Origin of the sequence: Thalassoroseus pseudoceratinae (assembly GCF_011634775.1) — a bacterium.
GTDB lineage: Bacteria > Planctomycetota > Planctomycetia > Planctomycetales > Planctomycetaceae > Thalassoroseus > Thalassoroseus pseudoceratinae.
The window spans coordinates 40250-60000 of record NZ_JAALXT010000006.1; the positions used below are offsets into that span (position 1 = coordinate 40250).

14 protein-coding genes (1 of these 14 cut by a window edge) are annotated in these 19751 nt (G+C 55.2%); 7 read left to right on the top strand and 7 right to left on the bottom strand.

The features are described 5' to 3' along the window. Positions 1-46 precede the first annotated feature (46 nt). Positions 47-1957: a Na+/H+ antiporter NhaC family protein gene (locus tag G6R38_RS20745; protein ID WP_166830701.1), complete on the top strand. Its 1911-nt coding sequence runs from the start codon at positions 47-49 to the stop codon at positions 1955-1957. 520 nt (positions 1958-2477) lie between these two features. Then, positions 2478-3497: a dihydrodipicolinate synthase family protein gene (locus tag G6R38_RS20750; protein ID WP_166830702.1), complete on the top strand. Its 1020-nt coding sequence runs from the start codon at positions 2478-2480 to the stop codon at positions 3495-3497. Between the two features lie 24 nt (positions 3498-3521). Here G6R38_RS20750 and G6R38_RS20755 read toward each other — a convergent pair whose 3' ends face one another. Continuing rightward, on the bottom strand, positions 3522-4523 hold the full coding sequence (locus tag G6R38_RS20755) for a vWA domain-containing protein (RefSeq protein ID WP_166830703.1): 1002 nt from the start codon (positions 4521-4523) through the stop codon (positions 3522-3524). 329 nt (positions 4524-4852) lie between these two features. Between G6R38_RS20755 and G6R38_RS20760 the strand changes: the two genes are divergently transcribed. From G6R38_RS20760 to pgsW, 4 genes are all read left to right on the top strand, one after another. Further along, positions 4853-6466 carry a PQQ-binding-like beta-propeller repeat protein gene (locus G6R38_RS20760; RefSeq protein ID WP_166830704.1) on the top strand — a complete coding sequence of 538 codons (1614 nt, stop codon included), beginning with the start codon at positions 4853-4855 and terminating at the stop codon, positions 6464-6466. Positions 6467-6625: 159 nt separating this feature from the next. After that, positions 6626-7843, top strand: a complete 1218-nt coding sequence (gene pgsB, locus G6R38_RS20765) for a poly-gamma-glutamate synthase PgsB (protein ID WP_166830705.1) — start codon at positions 6626-6628, stop codon at positions 7841-7843. Between the two features lie 33 nt (positions 7844-7876). Next, complete coding sequence (gene pgsC / locus G6R38_RS20770; protein ID WP_206028656.1) at positions 7877-8467, top strand: poly-gamma-glutamate biosynthesis protein PgsC; 591 nt, start codon at positions 7877-7879, stop codon at positions 8465-8467. Beyond that, complete coding sequence (gene pgsW, locus G6R38_RS20775) at positions 8464-9609, top strand: poly-gamma-glutamate system protein (protein WP_166830706.1); 1146 nt, start codon at positions 8464-8466, stop codon at positions 9607-9609. Before pgsC ends, pgsW begins: the two co-directional genes overlap by 4 nt. On the opposite strand, the gene G6R38_RS20780 is transcribed toward pgsW, so the two are convergent. Next, on the bottom strand, positions 9610-10086 hold the full coding sequence (locus tag G6R38_RS20780; protein WP_166830707.1) for a DinB family protein: 477 nt from the start codon (positions 10084-10086) through the stop codon (positions 9610-9612). A gap of 97 nt (positions 10087-10183) precedes the next feature. On the opposite strand from G6R38_RS20780, the gene dusB reads away from it, so the two are divergent. Next, complete coding sequence (gene dusB, locus G6R38_RS20785; RefSeq protein WP_166830708.1) at positions 10184-11263, top strand: tRNA dihydrouridine synthase DusB; 1080 nt, start codon at positions 10184-10186, stop codon at positions 11261-11263. 10 nt (positions 11264-11273) lie between these two features. On the opposite strand, the gene G6R38_RS20790 is transcribed toward dusB, so the two are convergent. From G6R38_RS20790 to G6R38_RS20810, 5 genes are all read right to left on the bottom strand, one after another. Then, positions 11274-12578 (bottom strand): hemolysin family protein, encoded by a 1305-nt coding sequence (locus G6R38_RS20790; protein WP_166830709.1) that lies wholly within the window; start codon positions 12576-12578, stop codon positions 11274-11276. Positions 12579-12693: 115 nt separating this feature from the next. After that, the gene (gene ybeY / locus G6R38_RS20795) at positions 12694-13188 is read right to left on the bottom strand and encodes an rRNA maturation RNase YbeY (protein WP_166830710.1); all 495 of its coding nucleotides are present in this window, start codon (positions 13186-13188) and stop codon (positions 12694-12696) included. Then, positions 13188-15575 (bottom strand): HD family phosphohydrolase, encoded by a 2388-nt coding sequence (locus G6R38_RS20800; RefSeq protein ID WP_240928318.1) that lies wholly within the window; start codon positions 15573-15575, stop codon positions 13188-13190. The genes ybeY and G6R38_RS20800 overlap by 1 nt, the downstream gene beginning before the upstream one ends. A gap of 152 nt (positions 15576-15727) precedes the next feature. Continuing rightward, a complete protein-coding gene (locus tag G6R38_RS20805) occupies positions 15728-16720 on the bottom strand; it encodes a PhoH family protein (protein ID WP_166830712.1) in 993 nt (330 codons plus the stop codon). A 196-nt stretch (positions 16721-16916) separates the two neighbouring features. Beyond that, a protein-coding gene (locus tag G6R38_RS20810; RefSeq protein ID WP_206028657.1) for an outer membrane protein assembly factor BamB family protein crosses the window boundary here: on the bottom strand, positions 16917-19751 show its 3' portion. 1635 nt of this gene lie beyond the right edge of the window; 2835 of the gene's 4470 nt are visible here — the last part of the coding sequence; its start codon lies beyond the right edge, outside the window; its stop codon occupies positions 16917-16919.

The following is a 19751-nucleotide window of genomic DNA, read 5'->3' on the forward strand; positions in this document are numbered from 1 at the left end:
GCGGATTTCGTGCGTTCGGTGTTGCAACTCCCAGGAGTCCGCGCAGATGGAATGTCTGCATACGTGGTTGGCCAGCTTGGTTAGCGGAATTGTCGTTTGCCTTGGTTCGATCATCCACGCCGCTGAACCGGTTCGCTTTGAAATCGATGCTCCGCCCGTGCAACTTGTCGGTGTTCCGATCCATTCGGTCACGTTCACGGCCATGACCGAAACCGGCGATGTGGACGTTACTTACAACGGGTCGCCGGAAATCACGGGCGTCCGATGGGTTCAACGGGGCAAATCGAGCCCCTTGCCACCGTTCGAGAATGGTCAGTTGACGTTGTCCACGGACCTTACGCTAAAGCAGTCTTTGCATCTCGACGGCGAAACCATCACCATCCGCACGACACCGAATTCCCCGGCAGTATCGGTTCACGTTCCGCGACGATACGGTTGGATGAGTCTGCTTCCTCCATTGCTCGCGATCGGACTAGCTGTTTGGTGGCGGGAAGTGGTATCGGCCATTGCCGTCGCCGTTCTTGTCGGGATGACTCTACTCACCACACCAACTTGGTTAGGGCCACTTCGTGCCGTAGACACGCTCCTCGTTGGCACGTTGACCGACTCGTTGCACGTGGAAATCGTGCTGTTCACATTACTGCTTGGCGCGATGATTGGGTTGATGTCTGCCACTGGTGGAACTCGGGCGTTGGTTCAGAAACTCATGCAACGCACGACTCGCCGCGAGCACGGTCAAATGCTGACGTGGATTTTGGGTGTGGTCATCTTCTTTGACGACTACGCGAACACCCTGCTCGTCGGCAGCACGATGCGACCGGTCGCCGATCGCCTGCGTTTCTCGCGAGAAAAATTAGCGTTTCTCGTCGATGCCACGGCCGCTCCGATTGCCGGTCTGGCGGTGATTTCCACTTGGGTCGGGTTTGAAGTCGCTCAAATTGGAGCCGGTTTGGAAAGTGTGGGCGAATCGGCGGACACAGCCTACACCGTGTTTCTTGCGACCATCCCGTACCGATTCTATCCGATTTTGTTGCTCGTTTTCGTTGGCATCGTTGCGAAGACCGGCAGAGACTTCGGCCCCATGCGAACCGTTGACCAAGTGGCTTGGCGAGACGGTGACGGTCTACCGCAAATCAGCGATCTCGCGAACAACGAACGTTTTCAACTCCGTCATGCGATCGTACCGTTATTCGTGTTGTTGGCGTCGGTCGGTGGGGGTATGGCCATTGAACCAGACAACTCGACTCGCGTGCTGTTGCTGGCATCGTTCGCGGCGGTTGTCGCGGGATTGCTGACGGCGGTGATTTCGAGGACGCTCGATTTGGAAGCGTCCGTCGCGGCGGCGATCAAGGGAATGCGATCGATGTTGGCTGCGGTGGTCGTGTTGGTCTTGGCGTGGGCGATTGCCGAGGTTTGCAGTGAGAACCAACTCAACACCGCGGGATATCTTGTCAGTCAGATTGGAGATGAGTTCGCCGCCGAATGGCTGCCCATGGTGATTTTTCTACTCGCCGGTGCGGTGTCGTTTTCGACCGGAAGTTCGTTCGCCACGATGGGGTTGCTCATGCCACTTGCGATTGCGGTACAATGGCAACTGCTCTCCGGTGATGCTGCTGCGGTGACGACTGAGGATCCGTTGTTGCTTGCGACTATCGGTGCGGTTCTCGCAGGCGCGATTTTCGGCGACCATTGTTCTCCGATTTCCGATACCACAGTGCTCTCATCCGCCGCCGCCGGTTGCGATCACCTCGCCCATGTCCGCACACAAATGCCCTACGCACTCACGGTTGGAGTGGTCACACTGATCTTCGGATATGTGCCGATCGCATTCGGTGTATCGCCGCTGCTGACTTTGCCGATTGGTTCCGTCGTTCTCTGGCTAATCGTCCGCTTCACCGGACAAACGCCCGATTCAGATGGTACACTTGGAAAGAATACACAAAATACAGAAACGTAGGCTGGGTCGCGACCCAGCTCTTCTCACTCGTGAACCTAAGGGAGTATTATGTCGTTTACGAGATTGAACCGTTTAGAAAATATGCGACGATGGATTTGGAGTCTGACGTTTAGTTACGCGGCGTTGATGTTGCTAGAAGGTGTCAATCAATGTGTTACTCCCGACCCTGTCATTCTGAATTCTCTCGGAAGGTGGCTCTCGGGTCTCGCATTCATATCCTTGACACTCCTCGTTCCCGCGTTACTACTATTGCCGTTTTCCAAAAGGCAAGAAACTGAGGACGACTATTCAAAGTCAGCATTAGCTGCGGTTTCGATTGCAATCGTCATGTCGTCCACGGGGTGGTGGCTCTTGCTTGCTCTTCGAGGAGCATCTACCAATCCCCACAACGACGCTTTTGACCGTATCATGATGTAGTAATTGTCAGTAGAAGTAGGCTGGGTCGCGACCCAGCTTTTCGTGCGTCCAAATCAAAATCGAATGCTGGGTCATGACCCAGCCTACATGCTGAATAAATCCTATGACTCACGAACGACTAGCCGGCATCTTTACGCCGAATTTGGTGCCCTACAATTCTCGCGGCGAGATTAACGAACGCGAGTTGCGGCGGTATGTGGATTGGTTGATCGAACGCGGCGTGCATGGGTTGTATCCGAACGGGTCGACCGGGGAGTTCACGCGGTTTACGTTTGAAGAACGCAAGCGGATCGTGGCGATCATTGCCGATCAGACCGCGGGTCGCGTGCCGATTCTCGCGGGGGCCGCGGAAGCGAACGTCAAAGAAACGTTGAAAGCGTGCGAATACTACGCCGGTCTCGGTGTACGAGCCGTCGCGATTGTGGCACCTTTTTATTACAAGCTCAGCCCGGCTTCGGTGTACGCGTACTTTCACGAAATCGGTCGTAACACGCCGATCGATGTCACGCTCTACAACATCCCGATGTTCGCCTCACCGATCGATGTGCCAACGGTGCAACGTTTGAGCGAAGAGTGTGAACGCATCGTGGCGATCAAAGATTCGTCCGGCGAAATTCCTCACATGATCCGCATGATTCGTGCCGTTCGTCCGAACCGTCCGGACTTTAGTTTCCTCACCGGTTGGGATGCGGCACTTATGCCGATGATGCTCGTCGGCTGCGATGGTGGCACGAATGCATCCAGTGGCGTTGTGCCGGAGATCACGCGGAAACTCTATGACCTCACCCAAGCCGGTCGTTTGGACGAAGCCCGCGAGCTGCAGTACGACTTGGTCGAACTGTTTGACACGATGATCTACTCCGCCGAGTTCCCCGAGGGCTTCCGTGCGGCTGTCGAACTTCGCGGTTTCGACATGGGACAAGGTCGGCAACCACTCGCCGACGAACAACGCACCGACATCGCGACTCTGAGTCGCACGTTGCAATGCAAACTTGCCGAACACGGATTCACCGACGAACCGGTCGGCGGCTGCCCGATCAGTGAGGATCCCTCCGACGTGGCCGAAGTCGGAGCGATCGTGCAAAACGTCGTCGCGGAGCTGCAACGTCGCGGATTGATGTGATCCCCAATTTTCAGCACCCGAGACTTACGGCACGAAGTGGAATTCGCCGCCGTTTTGGCGGGCGATTTGACGGAGGATGGATGAGCCGTCGCGGGTGCCAAAGGCGTACGTGTGCACGCTGGTGCGGTGTTGCCGAAGTTGAATGAGTTCCTTCTTGATCTCGATCGAAAAATCCCCGTCCGTCAGAAAGTAAATCACATCCGGTTGTAGTCGCAAAGCCAGTGCGAGAGCTTGCCGGGGATCGGTTTCACCAGCCGGTCGCATGGTTGCCACCCATCGCAGGGACTTCTTGCGGTTCGAGAGTTCTGCGTCGAGCAATCCCCGTGTTGGCATCGGCATGGCTTGCGTGTTGAAGAAGACGACGAAGAACCGTTGCGGCGAATCGAGCGAAGCAATCGAACGAATCAACTCGACCTGCACTCGCCCGAAACGAGTGCCCCATTCGCTTTCGTGCGGAGCATTCATGCTCATCGAGGAATCAACCACGTACACGAAACTTTTGCCGGGCTGTTTCATGCCGAAGAACCCGTGACCGGAACCGCTGCCGTCACCGGTCCCCCCCCCCACGCCACTCCCGCCGGCTTCGAAGAGTCGATTGATCTCGCTTTGGACTGACGTGGCAATCGTTTCTGCGAGATGATCTGCAAGTTCCTCGCTGCCGGGGTGTTCCGTCGCAATCAGTGGTTTGTCGACCGGGAGTTGCGGTGCTGACTCGATCGGCACCGGCGATGACGGACCGCCCGTTTCCCCGCCACCGGTGAGCGAATCCGTCGTTGGGCTTGGTTCCGCTTCGCTTGGAATGACGACTTGCGCGAATTCGGGCGTCGGTTCCACTCGCGACGGCAGAACCGTCAGTGGCAACAGATCGAATGATGCGTCGGAGTCGGTTTGAAACCACCACAACGTGAGGATGATGAACAACGCCAGATGCACCCCGGCCGAAATCCAGACGCCCATCATCCACGCACGTTGCGTGCGGACCGTCTCACGGGACGGACCGAGTTTCTGCGACACATGCGTGGGCATGTGCGATCGGGAAAACCAGGTTGTCAGTCTCGAAAGACGACTCAAATACACTCGCGAAATGCTCCCGGACAACCGTGTCGGAGAAAGAATGCGCGACCAACCCGTCACTGTATCTCATTTTCGGTTTTCTTGACCTATTTTTCCAAAAATTCTGTGGGCCAGGACCGACGAAGCTCAAAAAGAATGACACTCGTCGTTCCAAACAGTTCGCCAGAAGAATCCTTCGTGTCCCTGTGCGCTGATCGCCAAAACCGTTAGATTTTTTGGGAGACTCACGGAAATCACGTATAAGGCTGGGAAGCATGAGTGAAGATACGGACCGATCACCGATGACCACCCGTTGGTCGTTGACCACGCGTTTTCTGATTCTGGCGGCCATTTGGATCGTCGCGGTGGCTGTGCATCTTGTGTTGCACAATCTGTTTCAGGACGATCGCACGAACCAAATCATGATGTTCTACATCGTGCCCCCGACGGCGGTGTTTTGGACACTCGTGTGGTGGGTGGTGCTGGCTCCGTTCTCATGGAAGACCCGGATCATCACGTTGTTGGTGGGATTATCCACGTCGGGAGCGGCGGTCGCGGGAGCGCTGACATACTACAAGTTCGAAGGGTTTTGGGGCGATTTCCGGCCCCGATTTTCTCGCCGGGGTGCACCGTCGGCCGAAGACGAATTCCTCGCGTCTCGCAAGAAATCGGACGCCCCCCAGAACAACACCGACGGGGAAACTGCCACCGACGTCGAACCACTCACCATTCAACCGGGCGACTGTCCGCAGTTCCGTGGGACCGATCGGAATGGCGTTTATGATTCGGTCAATGTCCCACGCGAATGGGATGGAACTCCACCGAAAGAACTTTGGCGACGAAAAGTCGGTCCGGCGTGGTCGTCATTCACGGTTGTCGACGGCCACATCTTTACTCAGATGCAAATCGGCGAAGACGAATGCGTCGTCTGTTACGACTTGGAAACCGGTGACGAACTGTGGGTGCATCGAGACGAAGGCGTTCGGTTTTCCGAACCGCGTGCGGGAACCGGACCGATGGCCACACCGACGTTCGACAACAATCGACTATACACGCTCGGTGCAACAGGCGTTCTCAATTGTCTCGATCCGCAGACCGGCCAGGAGTTTTGGCAGACGAACATCCTCAAGGATGCGGGGGTGGGCAACCTCGAATGGGGCATGACCGGTTCGCCATTGGTGTTCGATGGCAAAGTCGTCGTCAACCCGGGTAGCGATGGCGAAGACGCCACCAGCCTGACTGCATATGACGCCGAAACCGGAAAGAAACTGTGGTCCGATGGAACCCGAGGTGCCAGTTACAGCGCTCCGATGCTCGCCACAATCGACGGCGTTCAACAGATTCTCATCTTCGATGCCTACGGACTCGCCGGTCACGATGCCGAATCCGGCAAACGACTGTGGGAGTTCGAATGGACTAACCAACCGGAAGTCAACGTCGCCATGCCGATCATTCGAGAAGATGGTGCAATCCTGATCAGCACCAGTTACGGCGTGGGAAGCGCGTTGCTTCGCGTCACCCAGTCCAATGGAAAGTGGTCTGCTAAGAAAACCGACTGGGAAGACTCCCCCCAATTCAAACTCAAATTTGGCGATGCCGTGCAAGACGGCAACACGGTTTACGGACTCAGCGAGACGATCCTCACCGGATTCGATATCGAGAAAGGCAAAATTCTCTGGCGGAAACGTGGCGGATACGGTTACGGTCAGGTGTTGCTGGCCGATGGCATCCTGATCGTGCTTAGTGAGGAAGGCGAAGTTTCGTTCGTCGATCCGAATGGATCGAGACAACCGGTACTGGTGGAATTCCAAGCAATTGAGGGAAAGACGTGGGGGCATCCGGTGGTGGTCCCAGGAAAACTCCTGGTTCGCAACGCCGCCGAGATGGCCTGTTTCGACATTTCCGAAGTGCCCTAGACGATCGGAAACCGTCGCGACAAAAATTTCCAAAAATTTGTTCACCCGGCACTCGCCAATTGACGCAGCGACGATAAAATACCCGCACTGCGCTCAGAGAGCGGGGTTTCAAGCGGCACGACGCCATTCGCAGTTGGAATTTAACCGACGGACACGTGGATGGACGGTGGGTTGGTGATCGCCGGGACAACCGGTTTGATGGCTGGTCTTGGTTTACTGGAATCCTGGCGACATCGAAGAACGCTTCATCAAATCGGCACCCGCGTGCACGTCAACGGCACGCGTGGGAAGTCGAGTGTGACGCGTCTCATTGCAGGTGGAATCATGGCGGGCGGGTTGCGAACCTGCGCCAAAACCACCGGCACACTGCCGCGAATGATTCTTCCCGACGGCAGTGAATATCCGGTTTTCCGTCCCGGTAAAACAAACGTCATCGAACAGATCCGAATCGTGCGAACTGCGGTAGCGCATGAGGCGGAAGCACTCGTCATCGAGTGCATGGCGTTGATTCCGTATTTACAATGGCTCTCGCAGGCCCGATTGGTCAATGCAACGCACGCCGTCATTACCAACGCGCGGGCAGACCATCTCGATGTGATGGGGCCCGGCGAACAAGACGTGGCGTGGGCATTGGCCGGCATGGTGCCCGCGACTCAAAAGCTGTTTACGGCCGAGCGACGGCATCTTGATATCTTCAAAAAAGTCTGTGCTGATCGAAACTGCCAACTCATTCCGACAACCGAGGAAGACGTCGCCGCGATCACACCGCTGGACCTGGCGGGGTTCTCGTATATTGAACACGCCGAGAACGTGGCACTCGCTTTGAAAGTCTGCGAAGACTTGGGCGTTCCGAAGAATGTTGCCCTGCCCGGCATGTGGCAAGTCAACCGCGACCCCGGCATGATGACGGTCGCCGAACTCGACTGGTTTGGTCGTCGAATCGTCTTCGTTAATGGATTCGCCGCGAACGATCCAGAATCGACCGAACGCATTTGGAATATGGTTCTGGAACGCTATCCCGACGTTAAACGACGCATCGCGATTTTCAATTGCCGAGCCGACCGCCCCGACCGGTCCCGTCAGTTGGCGGAAGTGTTGCCCCAATGGCAGGAAGCCGATCACTACTTGTTGATCGGCTCGGGAACGTACATTTTCGCGCGATACGCCGTCAACGCGGGTGTGGACGAACGAAAAATCATCATCGCGGAACAAACTCGCGTGGAAGAAGTTTTTGAACGGGTCATCGACATCGCCGGGAAGTCGGCTTTGGTGATGGGCATGGCGAACATCGGTGGCCCCGGTTTGGAACTCCTGCGTTATTTCCGTAACCGTAGCGAAACCGGTGAAACGGCCTTCGGCAAAGAACTGAAGACGTAAGACGAAGTTAACGGGTCTTCTGTAGGATGCGTCGTGACGCATCTGAATGCAGTCTGCCACTTGCGGTGCGTCACGACGCATCCCGAGAATCTTTCAAGAGCCAAAGAAATGGATCCGCTTTCGACGGCGATCGGCGTGGGGCTGGTCGTCAGTTTGTTGTTCTCCGAATTATTCGGACTCGCCGCCGGTGGGATGGTTGTTCCCGGCTACTTTGCGATGTTCCTTGACCGTCCGCTCGATGTCGCACTCACACTCGCCGCGGCATTGCTGACCTATTGGATCGTCTACGCGATGTCGATGGTCGTAATCATCTTCGGCAAACGCCGAACTGTGATGATGATTCTCGTGGGCTACCTCGTCGGAACGATCATCCAAACGATTCCGATGGAATCGCTCATTGATATCAGCCAAACCACCGATCCCTCGACCGGTCTGCCGTTGGCAGGTTTCCGCCCCACGGAATTGCGGGTGATTGGGTTCATCATTCCCGGCTTGCTCGCGATTTGGATCGACCGGCAAGGGCTGGTCGAAACACTTTCAATTCTCATTACGGCTTCCGTGACGGTTCGACTCATTCTGATCGTGCTCGGCGTAGATCTGGGAACAGGAGTCACGCCCCTATGAAACGTGTTTATTGGCGTCCGCGAACGGTTTCTCAGGCGGTGGTGGCTTTGGTCGCGATTTTGGCAATCGTCGGCATGGGAGCGGTCGAATTCTTCCGCACACCGACCAAACAACCGCATTACGAACAGAAAATTCGAGCGGTCGAACGGGCCATCGAGAGTGCCAAAATCATCAAGGAAACTCGCATTTCCTACGGGTTGTCGATTGATTCGGAAGTCGATTTGTCTGAAAGCGGACTGATCGGTGCTCAAATGACGCCGATCACGACCGTGCCCGGACACCTCCCAGCCAAGCAGCTTTCGACCAATCCGAATTTCGCCGCCGTTCTGTATGACATGCTGCTGGAATGCGGGGTCGAAGAAGGCGATTTGGTCGCAGTCGGCTGTTCCGGTTCGTTCCCGGCGTTGAATCTGGCTGCGTACGCGGCGATGGAAGAACTCAAGGTCAATCCGGTGATCATCTCTAGTGCGGGCGCATCGCAGTTTGGGGCGAACTTCCCGGAGTTACTTTGGATCGACATGGAATCCAAGCTCTACGATGCCGGACTGATTCACTTCCGCTCGGTCGCGTGCTCTGTGGGCGGACGAGAAGATGCCGGTTTGAATTTGCCGCCGGAAGGCCAAACCATCGTCGACACCGCGATCAAACGCAACAACTTGAAGCCGATCGACACGGATGATTTCCTCGAGTCCATCGACACGCGGATGAAGATTTACGATCAACATTCCCGCGGCAACGATTACAAGTGCTACATCAACGTGGGTGGCGGAACGGTGTCCGTGGGTCGGTCGGTCGGGAAGAAACTTTACCACCCGGGTCTTAACACGAATCCGTCAAGCCGCGCGTTGGCGGTTGATTCCGTGATGAGCCGCTTCGCCCGACGTGGCACACCGATCATTCACCTCGTGCAGATCGAGCAACTCGCGCAGGAATACGGTCTCGAAACTCCCCAAGGACCGGAACCGGCCATCGGTCAGGGAATCGTTTTTCTGCAGGACGAACGGAATCGGTGGTTGGCCTTGGGCGTGCTGATCGTGCTACTGATCAGTCTGCGAGCGCTCGTTTTGACGGACCTCGGCTTCCGCTTGTTCAAAGGTCGTCCTGGCAAAAAGACGACCGGTGAACCCGAACCGATGGTGTAACTACGCTTCCTGCATTTTTCGCAGCAGCCAGATTTCCCCTGAATGGCACGCTTCGTCGTGAAGACCATGCATGATCCGAAACCGCACGCTGACGGTCGCATCGTCGGCTGCGGGTTGGTCGAGTCGTTCGGCGGGGATGTTTTGAATCGCTCCGTGTAAACGCCCATGTTGCAGCCGGAGCTGCTCGACGACTTCCTGCAAAGATGGCCAGGCATCGGCGGGAATGTCGGCGGGGTTACTCATCCAACTGAACATCTCAAACCAACCGTCCGGGCAGGTTGTCTCCGCACCGATGGCCCCCATGGTCAACCATTCGGTCACCACATATGCATGACCGGCGTGCCAAAGGATATTGTTCTGCAGTCCGGCAGGGGCAAACTTCGCTTGCTCCTCCGTGACGTTATCCAATCGTTTCAACGTCTTTTGACGAACATCGTCGCAGAGGTTGAGTAACGTGGGATCGGCGGCCTGATACATGGAATTCGAGCTCCTGGGTGATGTTCAACGTGTGGATGTTTCAGTGTAGCAACCCAGTCGTTAAATTGGAGTACGCACTTTTGATTTCGAGTTAATCATGCCGTTTTCTCCACCACTCAACTTCGACACCCCGTTGCGATACGGTTCCTTGGAACTGGGATCGCGATATTTGCTTTCCCCGCTAGCCGGATACACGAATTTACCGTTCCGGCGGGTGATTCGTCCGCTCGGCGGGTTGGGATTAGCCACGACCGACCTGGTCAACGCGCGTGGTTTGGTGGAAGGCGGACGACTCAGCCAACAACTCATCGAAACCACCGACGACGATTCGCCGTTGTCCGTCCAGATTTTTGGAAACGATCCGCAAGTGATGGCGGATGCCGCCCGATTATTGGAAGCTCGTGGTGTGGATTCGATCGACATTAACATGGGCTGCCCTGTCGATCATGTCACCAAGACCGGTGCCGGAGCCAGTCTGATGCAAAACACCGATCGCACGGTTGGCATGGTCGCCAGCGTGGTCGATGCGGTCTCGCTTCCCGTGACGGTGAAGATGCGACTCGGCTGGGATGAGAACCACATCACCGCCCCGCGATTTGCCCGTTTGTTCGAGGAAGTCGGTGTGGTCGCTATTGCGATTCACGGTCGCACTCGAAGCCAAGGATTCTCCGGGAATGTCGATCGCAAGGGCATCCGCCAGGTTGTGGAAGCGGTCGAGTCGATTCCCGTCATCGGCAACGGCGATATCCGCACGATTCCCGATGCCATTCAAATGTTTCAAGAAACCGGCTGTGCGGGCATTTCGATCGGTCGCGGAGCCCTGGCAAACCCGTGGATTTTTCGGCAACTCTTGGAATGGGAAACCTGCAACGGACAATACCAACCCGCCGGCGGATTCGATGAGCGTTTGTCGCTGCTTCGGAAACAATTTCGTCTCTTGGAACAGCAACTCGGTTTTGACATAGCGATCGGCCAGTTCCGCCGAATGGCACATTGGTATCTGAAATCTATGCGAGTTCGTGCCGCACTTCGTCATCGATTCGATCAAGCCAAGACCAACGATGAACTCGAAGACGCCCTTCGCGAAATCAACGAAGTCGGTCCGCACACCGGATCACGAGACGCCCTGCCCGATATGCACGTGCCCGTTCCAGGTGGGCCCGTCGAACGCTGGTGAACTTGGTTCGTTACGCTTCATCCGCAGTTGTTGCAGCGAGTGAAAGATCCCGTTCGATCCTCAGTTTCTGCACGCGACGTTCATCGGCTTCCAGAACAGTCACGCGGAGTTGCCCCCAAACGAAGTCTTCCCGAATCTTGGGGACACGCCCCATATGATTCATCGCGAAGCCACCAATCGTCTCGAAATCGCCATCTTCGGGCAGACCAAAATGGAAATGCTCGTTCAGATCGTCGATGTGAACCCGCCCTTCGACTTCCACGATATCCGCTGAAATTCGCCGGAACCCCTCTTCTTCTTCCGGGTCGTATTCATCGGTGATCTCGCCGACGATTTCTTCGAGAATATCCTCCATCGTGACCAATCCCGCAACGCCGCTGTATTCGTCGATCACAATCGCGATGTGGATATGTTCCTTTTTCATCATCTCTAATAAACGGTCGATCGGCGTGGTTTCCGGGATGTAGATCGGATCACGCACCCAATCGCGGAGAGAAATTTCCGTGTTCTCTCCGTTGCTCACATGCCGCAGCAAATCCTTGGCGTACAGAATGCCGATGATGTCGTCGATGGTTTCACCAACCACCGGCAACCGCGAGTGACCATGTTCCAAGAACACTTCCCGCGCTTCGGGAACAGAGGCATCGACGTGAACCGTCCGCATGTCCGTTCGCGGTGTCATCACGGCGGCAACGTCTTCGTCTTTTAATTCCATCACCCGATGAATCATCGTGCGGGCTTCGTGATGGAGCAAACCTTCGCGTTGCCCTTCATCGACCACGGTCCGGATTTCCTCCGTGAGCATGTCGATTCCGTGATTGGGTTCCGGAACACCTGCCAAGCGGTGGGAAATGGTGTCGAGCCGCAACGCGAAACCAATCAACGGTTTGGCCAAATACCGAATGACTTGAACACCCCGCCAAAACCGAGCCAAGATCGGCTCCCCGGCGATGCGAGCTAACGACCAGGGCAAAACCACGGTCAAACAAATCAACAGCGAAAACGCGATGACTGCCTCGGCGGCCAACGCCAACACGGTCCAGAGTTCCGTGGGCCGGCTGAAATGAATCAGGTATTCGAGCGTGAACAAGCCGATCAGCAAAGTTGCCGTCACCGTGCCGACAATTTCGACGGCGAGCAAAGCGGTTTCGTATTCCCGCAGGATTTCACCGAATCGTTTGGGGAGCCCATGCGATCGGCAATACTCGTCGAGCCGGCTGCGGGAAAAATCTCGCAGACAGTACGCCACGAGATTCGTGAACAGGAACAAAGCCGCCAACACAACAAGTGCCGTTGACAAAACCCAAGGGTTCAACTCTGTCTCCTCTTCCAAGAAATCGAAAGACCGGAAGCCGAGTTGTCCGCCCGTGAGGACGTTGTTCGAATGGTTTGGATCACACCGAAGTGACCAGATTCAACGATTGTCCCCATCACCGGATCTTACGAATAATTTGAGGCATCCCACACAGACTGAGCATCTGCTGTTCCCGAGATTGCATGATGTCACGTTCGCTCTCGGTCAGGTCGTCGTAGCCGACCAAGTGTAGCAAACCGTGGACGACATAGAGTACAAACTCTTCCCAAGGACTCCAAGAGAAATCTGCCGCGGATTGCTTGGCCATTTCCGCACTTACGATGATTTCCCCTTCGATCCGTTTGCCACGCCCTCTGGGTACTTCCTCATCAGGGCTTGGCTCGGGGTCGCATTCCAACAAGAAACTGAGCACATCGGTTTCGTAGTCGTGTTCGAGATACTGCCGATTCAACTCGTGGATGGTCGGATTATCGACGATCGCCACACTGATTTCGGCACCGGTCACTTCTTCTTCGACCAACACCGTGCGGATGATGTCTTCGAGCACCTCCGCATCGACTTTCAAACAATCTTGCGAGTCCGCAATATCGATCACGTGCTGAGGGACCATTACGCGGAATCTTTCCGTTGCTCAGAGGAGGTTTCTTGGGATGGTGCGTCTTGCAATTTTTCTTTGGACGGCTTTTCGTCGGACGGTTTCTCGTCCCGCTTTGGCTCGGCCGCATCGTCCGCGAGTTTTCGGACTGCGGGAGCATCGTCGGTGGTTTTCTTCGCGGGTGGCTGTTGATCGGGATACTTGATCCGTCCGTGATAGATCCCCGTCAACGACTTGATGAGCGATTCCTCGACGATTCGAATTTCCGTCAGCGTTAAATCGGATTCTTCGAATTGACCATCGAGGAGTTTCTTCATCACGATTTTGTTGACGAGGTTTTCGATGCTCGCTGGCGTGGGTTCGCTGAGTGTCCGGCTGGCGCTTTCCACCGCATCGGCCAGCATCAACACACCGGCTTCCTTGGTTTGCGGTTTCGGACCGGGGTAGCGGAACATCGATTCGTCTGCGTCGGTTCGATGATCCGGTTGCTCGCTGGCTTTCCCTTGGGCTTGCCGGAAGAAAAATTCTACCAGCGTCGTGCCGTGATGCTGCTCGATAAAATCGATCAACTGCTGTGGCAAGTTGTGCTGATTGGCCAAGTCCACGCCATCTTTGACGTGTCCAATGATGATTAATGCACTCATCGCGGGGGCGAGCTTGTCGTGTTTGTTTTCCTCGCCTTTGCGGGTGTTCTCGATGAAGTACTGCGGCTTGAGCATCTTACCGATGTCGTGAAAATACGCACCGACCCGGACCAGCAATCCGTTCGCGCCGATGGCGTCGGCCGCTCCTTCACCGATGGAAGCCACCGTCATCGAATGGTTGTATGTCCCCGGTGCCCGCCGGACGAGTTCCTGCAACAACGGGTGTGAAACGTCACTCATTTCCAGCAAGCTGATGTCCGTGACCACACCAAAAAGATATTCGACAAACGGCAAACTTCCGGCCACCAAATACCCCGCCGCCACACACCAAGCGGCACCGCGTGCGCTGGACTTGAGCAGTTCCCAATCCGTCCAAGCATGCATGTAGGTTTGGTGACTGACAACTCCAACGCCCAAACTCACCAGGAAATAGACCAGCCCGGACCACAACCCCACCTTGATGAGTGTCGACCGTGACGGAACTTGCGAAAGTCGCATGATACATGTGGCGGCCACGCTCATTAACACGATGAACTGCGGCAGATTCGCACGCGTGGAAACGGTCAAAATGAGGCACAGCGATAACGCGGTCAATGTTGCCAGAACTTGACCGTAGGCGATCGCAAAAATCATGACGACCGCCGCCAACGGAATCACTTCGGCTCGCCAAGGATCGTAAGAAAGCCAGCGTCCGATCAACACTGCGATCAACATCGTCGCAAGGAATAAGATCAAGGACGATGGCTTGGCGAGTAAACGCGATTCCCGTCGAACCACGTAGTAGCCATTGAGTACCGCCAACACGATGAGCAACACAAGGATCGTGCCCACACGAACCAACTGTTCCATCGGCGTTGCGAGTTCTTCCATGGCGTCGAACTCGGCCCGCAATACTTCCAAGCGATCAAGATCGATCACGCCACCGGGTTCCACCAGTACATCGCCACGATGGTATTCATCGTAGACCGGATCGGCTGCTTCGCGTGCAGCACGTCGGGCGAGCTGGGTGGCTTCGTCGTTGTACTCCAACGTGATTGGGTTTCGGGCCGTCAGCCAACGGGTAAGAAATCTCTCAAGCCGGTTCAGCTCCGGAAAACTTTGCCACGTCTTACCCAACTGACCGGTTTTCCCAAGCACTTCGTCCAATTGCACGTTGTTGGGAAAGACGACGACTTGCGATTTCGGGACGTCGTCACGCACAACCGCGATCATGCTTTCGGGCGGAATTTGATAAGTATCGAACACTTCTGGATCGGCCAAACCGGTTCGTTGGATCGGCTGGATGAACTGCTCGAACTCCTTGAGCAGCGTGTCGATCCGATTACCCTCGACCCCATCTTCGGAAGCGACCAACGCTTTCAATGTCGAAAACTCGGTGTGCATATCCATGCCGGCTTGCGGCGCGTCGAGTGCCGTCAAACCGAATGCAGCTCGGCATTGCGGTGATAATTCCTCGACACTGGTGGCATTCGCCAACTCCGAGAGGTCCGACCGCAACCGCAACACCAATGCATCAAGCACATCGGAGTCGTGGTAAAAGATCGGCAACACATTGGACTCGGCATTGTCCCGCGCGACGTACGTTCGATAAATATCGAGTCGACGAAAATCGATTTTGGCCAGCAAGCCATGCGAAACCCGATCGCCTAACCGATATGGAAACGGAGTTCGCCACGCCTCAACCGCCGGCAAGAACAACAGGATCGCCAAAACGAGCAAACCGAGTTGCCAAAGCGTTTCCCGGTTTCGAACCGGCATACCGAACCAACGCCCTACCCCCGAAGACGGACGCAAGGTGGCGGCACGCGAGGTGCGAGTTGTTTTTTTCGGACCAAACAGCGGCATAAGAACCGGCTTTCAACCGATCGAACAAACATCACACCGAAGTGAATTTGCCCGATCGGCCGCAATCAAGGATTTTGTGTCTTGGACTTGGAAAACGAGGCGGACTGACGAGAGTCGTGTTTTCCCTCGTCGTAAGCATTGACGATGTCCCGAACCAGGCGATGCCGCACAATATCGCGTCCGCCGAGCCGAACAACTCCCACGCCGTTGATCCCCCCCAAGCGATGAACTGCATCGGTCATTCCCGATTTGACATTGGATGGCAAGTCCAGTTGCGTAATGTCCCCCGTCACCACAATCTTCGAGCCTTCCCCCATTCGCGTGAGAAACATTTTCATTTGTGTGACAGTCGTGTTTTGGCCCTCGTCCAAAATGATGAACGTCTCATTCAAAGTCCGCCCCCGCATGAACGCCAACGGCACAATTTCCACAACATCGTGTTCCATGTAGCGTTTGACTTGCTCGAAATCGAGAATATCGTGCAACGCATCGAGCAACGGACGCAAATACGGATTGACCTTCGCCAGCAAATCGCCCGGGAGAAATCCAAGTTTCTCGCCAGCTTCCACTGCCGGACGGACCAACACAATTTTCCGGACGGACTCCGTCCGCAACGCATTAATCGCCAACGCCACCGCGAGGTATGTTTTCCCACACCCCGCCGGACCAATGCAAAAAGTGAGGTCGTTCTCTTCGACCGTTCGCGTGTATTCCGCTTGTCCGGGAGTTCGAGGGCGAATCTGTTTCGCTTTTTCGAACACATTGATCACGGTATCAGACGAAGCACTTTCGGACGGCGTCGCCGGTTTCACACCGAGAACGCGATCGACTTCCGATTCCGGCAACCGTCCACGCTGCTCCACATAGGCATGCAGCACCGTCACAATTTCCAACGCGCGTTTCACTTCTTCGTCCGATCCGCTAATGCGGATCTCTTCGCCATGAACGACGATATCAACGCCAGTCGCATCGCGAATACGTTTCAGAAACCGGTCCTGCGGACCAAAGAGGGCACGGATATGATCGTGACTTTGAAATTCGAGAGAAGTTTCGGCCATGCTGTTTTGATAATCGGAAACGGATCAACAGTGATCCCGAATTTTAACTCGCGCGGACAATCACGAAAAGCAGTGACTTGCCACAATCCATTGGGTTTCCAGAATCCCCAATTCTTCGATTTTTCGGGCTTGCATTCCGAAATCGATTGACAACACGCGATGGATGTTCTCCACACCAATGGGAGACTCTCAGAAATTATAGAGGGACCCCCTCTTTGAACAGACGATTATCGGAGAAATCAATCGTCACTTGAGTCCTCAATCCTTGCAGAATCACCTGCCGAGATTCGGGATCGTACTCCGCATGGACAATGCGGTCGGGCAAGATATTGTCGGCGATGGCCAAAGTTTGACCGGTCTCTCGATCAAGAATCTCGACCAGCAACGCCTGACGACGATTCGATTGGCGATCGCGGACCCGGCTAATCATCACCAAGAACGGCAAACGGAAGAACGGTAATTCCAGAATCGACCGTTGCGGAACTTCCCGGCGCCACAAAATGCGGTTTGCATCGGGGTCAATCGCAATCAATTCCCCCAACACGCTTTCTTCGGGCAGGAATGTGTCACTCGCGTAATAACTGAACCAGCCCCCCAACGCCTGCTGAAATGGTTGGTGAAGATTGACATAGTAACGCCCGCTTTGCCGGAACACGCGAAGATAGTTCACCCGTTGCAAATCCGACACCGACAATGGCACCTCGGTTCGGATGCGGTCCTGTTCGACATCGAGAATTCGCAGCAAGAAACTTTTCTGATCTTTGTCGGTTTTATCCGGAAGGACAATCGCCAACTCGCGTTCCGGCGTCACAGCGGAAAACACACGACCGACAACCGGTTCGTCCAGCAGATAACGATTCGAAAGCGGATCCCAAATTCGCATTCGTCGCCCGGTCGGCGTACTGGCGACGTAAAAGAATTTTCGCCCAAACGATCGCCGCACCTGATTGACGTCAAAATCCAAAACGCCCCGTCGAATCTCCCGGCCGGTTCGTGTCTGGAGGACTTTGTAAGACCGGCGATCCGCTCCAAAGACAACCAGCACATCCGCATCACCAACAATTCCGCCATCCGGATCGTTCTTCAATCCAGATTCCGGGTCATCGAGTTCGCGTTCCCATTGCATCTCTCCCGTAACGGGGTCGATACAGTGAATCGCTCGTTGAGATTGAAAGACACAATAGTCCAAACCGTATGGCCCTACCCGCGGCACATAAACCGAAGGAATATGCAGTTGCGAACTTCCCTTCCAAAGTGGTTCCCCCCGTTGGAGTTCCAACAACGACGCTCCCAGCATTTCCCCCGGTCCACCGATTGGCAAAAAATGTCCCGGTTGCGTCAATTTCGATTGTGAGGGAAAGGAATTTCTCCGAGGAATCGGCAAGTGACCGGCAATGAATCCGGTTTGCTGATCAATCGCCGCAACGCCAGTCGAGTTAACATTATGATCAACAAGGTGAAACGACATTTCCGACGGCAATAAAAATCGTGTGCGATACCGACCAAACGATTTCGTCAGCGATTCCAAATTGGTCACCCAATGAGACGACCGAATCCGAACGGAATCGACCGGCTCGGTTGCTTCCGTCATTTTCCGGGTCGCTTCCAGAACCGGACTCTGCCGCAATCGACGGGTGACATCCGCAACCGACTCACCGGTGGCCAACTCCAAATCCATCGGCGAAGTCCGAAGCCGACTCAACTGCCGATTGGCTTCGTAGAACAAGCCGCGTTCCCGATACATGTCAATCAAATGAACCGTCGCAGTGGCCGCTACCACCAGGTTTTCAGATTCTTGATTCCTCAACCACAACAACTCGGCCGCATTGAATTGGCCCGACGTATGTTCCAACTCGGCGAGCGCTCCACGAACGGCATCTGCCTGGGGCCGATCTCCAAACAAGGTCAGAAACTGACGCAATCGACCAGCCTGACCCGACTCCAACGCGGATTGCTGCTGGCCTTCAACATCAACGTTGGCCCAAACCATCTCGGAATCGACCGTTTGGCCAAGTCGGTGCATCAAATCCTGGGCATAAGTCGATGGCGAAAGCCAATGCGTTCCATCGGCACGAATCAACAACGGTTCTTGGGAATCGGTGGCAGCCAACTCGGCCGCGGTTTGGAGGACACCGTCAACATCCCGAGACTTCAATAAAAATTCTGCCTTCTGGACCAAAAACTTCGCCTGCTCGGCTGGATGATCCGCGAGTTTTTCCAATTGGCTCAGAATTTCCTTTCCCTGTTCCGGTTTTTGAGCCAACTCCCAGGTCAGCAATTTTCGCCAAATCGAATTTCGACGCTGCAATTCCTCCCCCGAGAGGTCTTCGAGCGACCGTAACGGCTCGAAAACTTGGATCGCCCGTGGAAAATTGCCGGTGAGGAGTTCGAGTTCCGCAACCAACAACCGATGTTCGACATGCTCCGGATTGGCTTGAAGCGTTTCTCGGGTCTCCGCAAGCAATGGCTTGGTCTGCGGAAAAATCGTCAACCCAGCAAAATTGACCGAGGCCACATAGTCGCCCACCGGAATTAAATTGCCCGGCGGCGGACTCTGTTTCGATTCGCGAGGCTGAGAAATCTGAACACTTCCACGTTCTTCACCGGTAGCAATATCAATCGCCGCAATCGCCCCCTTCTGCAATGGCAACAAATATTGATTGCCGCTCCGAAATCCGGTGCCCGATGGCGTTCCGTATCGAACCGACCAAATTTCTTCGCCAGTTTCGACCGCCAATCCGCGACACAGCTGACGGCCAACGAGGACCACAGCTTGATCACTCACAGTCGCCACGTAGAAGTCATTATCCTGTCGAGGTGTACGCCAAATCTGTTGGCCGGTCTCCAGATCGACGCAGTGTACGAAGTGGGTTCTTGGCGAAAGAAAATAGACACGCCCATCGGCAATATGCGGCATTGCCGGGAATGTCGGGTCCCCAATCGTCGAACCTCGATGACGATTCGGGCCAGGCAACTTCCGTTGATCTGCCACAGAATAGGCCCACTTCAATTGCCCCCGGAACGTGTCTAA

What these genes read in the sequence shown, in the direction of transcription:
- G6R38_RS20745 (WP_166830701.1), top strand. Translation starts at nt 47, where the DNA reads ATGGAATGTCTGCATACGTGGTTGGCCAGCTTGGTTAGCGGAATTGTC.
- G6R38_RS20750 (WP_166830702.1), top strand. Translation starts at nt 2,478, where the DNA reads ATGACTCACGAACGACTAGCCGGCATCTTTACGCCGAATTTGGTGCCC.
- G6R38_RS20755 (WP_166830703.1), bottom strand. Translation starts at nt 4,523, where the DNA reads ATGCCCACGCATGTGTCGCAGAAACTCGGTCCGTCCCGTGAGACGGTC.
- G6R38_RS20760 (WP_166830704.1), top strand. Translation starts at nt 4,853, where the DNA reads ATGACCACCCGTTGGTCGTTGACCACGCGTTTTCTGATTCTGGCGGCC.
- pgsB (WP_166830705.1), top strand. Translation starts at nt 6,626, where the DNA reads ATGGACGGTGGGTTGGTGATCGCCGGGACAACCGGTTTGATGGCTGGT.
- pgsW (WP_166830706.1), top strand. Translation starts at nt 8,464, where the DNA reads ATGAAACGTGTTTATTGGCGTCCGCGAACGGTTTCTCAGGCGGTGGTG.
- G6R38_RS20780 (WP_166830707.1), bottom strand. Translation starts at nt 10,086, where the DNA reads ATGTATCAGGCCGCCGATCCCACGTTACTCAACCTCTGCGACGATGTT.
- dusB (WP_166830708.1), top strand. Translation starts at nt 10,184, where the DNA reads ATGCCGTTTTCTCCACCACTCAACTTCGACACCCCGTTGCGATACGGT.
- ybeY (WP_166830710.1), bottom strand. Translation starts at nt 13,188, where the DNA reads ATGGTCCCTCAGCACGTGATCGATATTGCGGACTCGCAAGATTGTTTG.
- G6R38_RS20800 (WP_240928318.1), bottom strand. Translation starts at nt 15,575, where the DNA reads ATGCCGGTTCGAAACCGGGAAACGCTTTGGCAACTCGGTTTGCTCGTT.
- G6R38_RS20805 (WP_166830712.1), bottom strand. Translation starts at nt 16,720, where the DNA reads ATGGCCGAAACTTCTCTCGAATTTCAAAGTCACGATCATATCCGTGCC.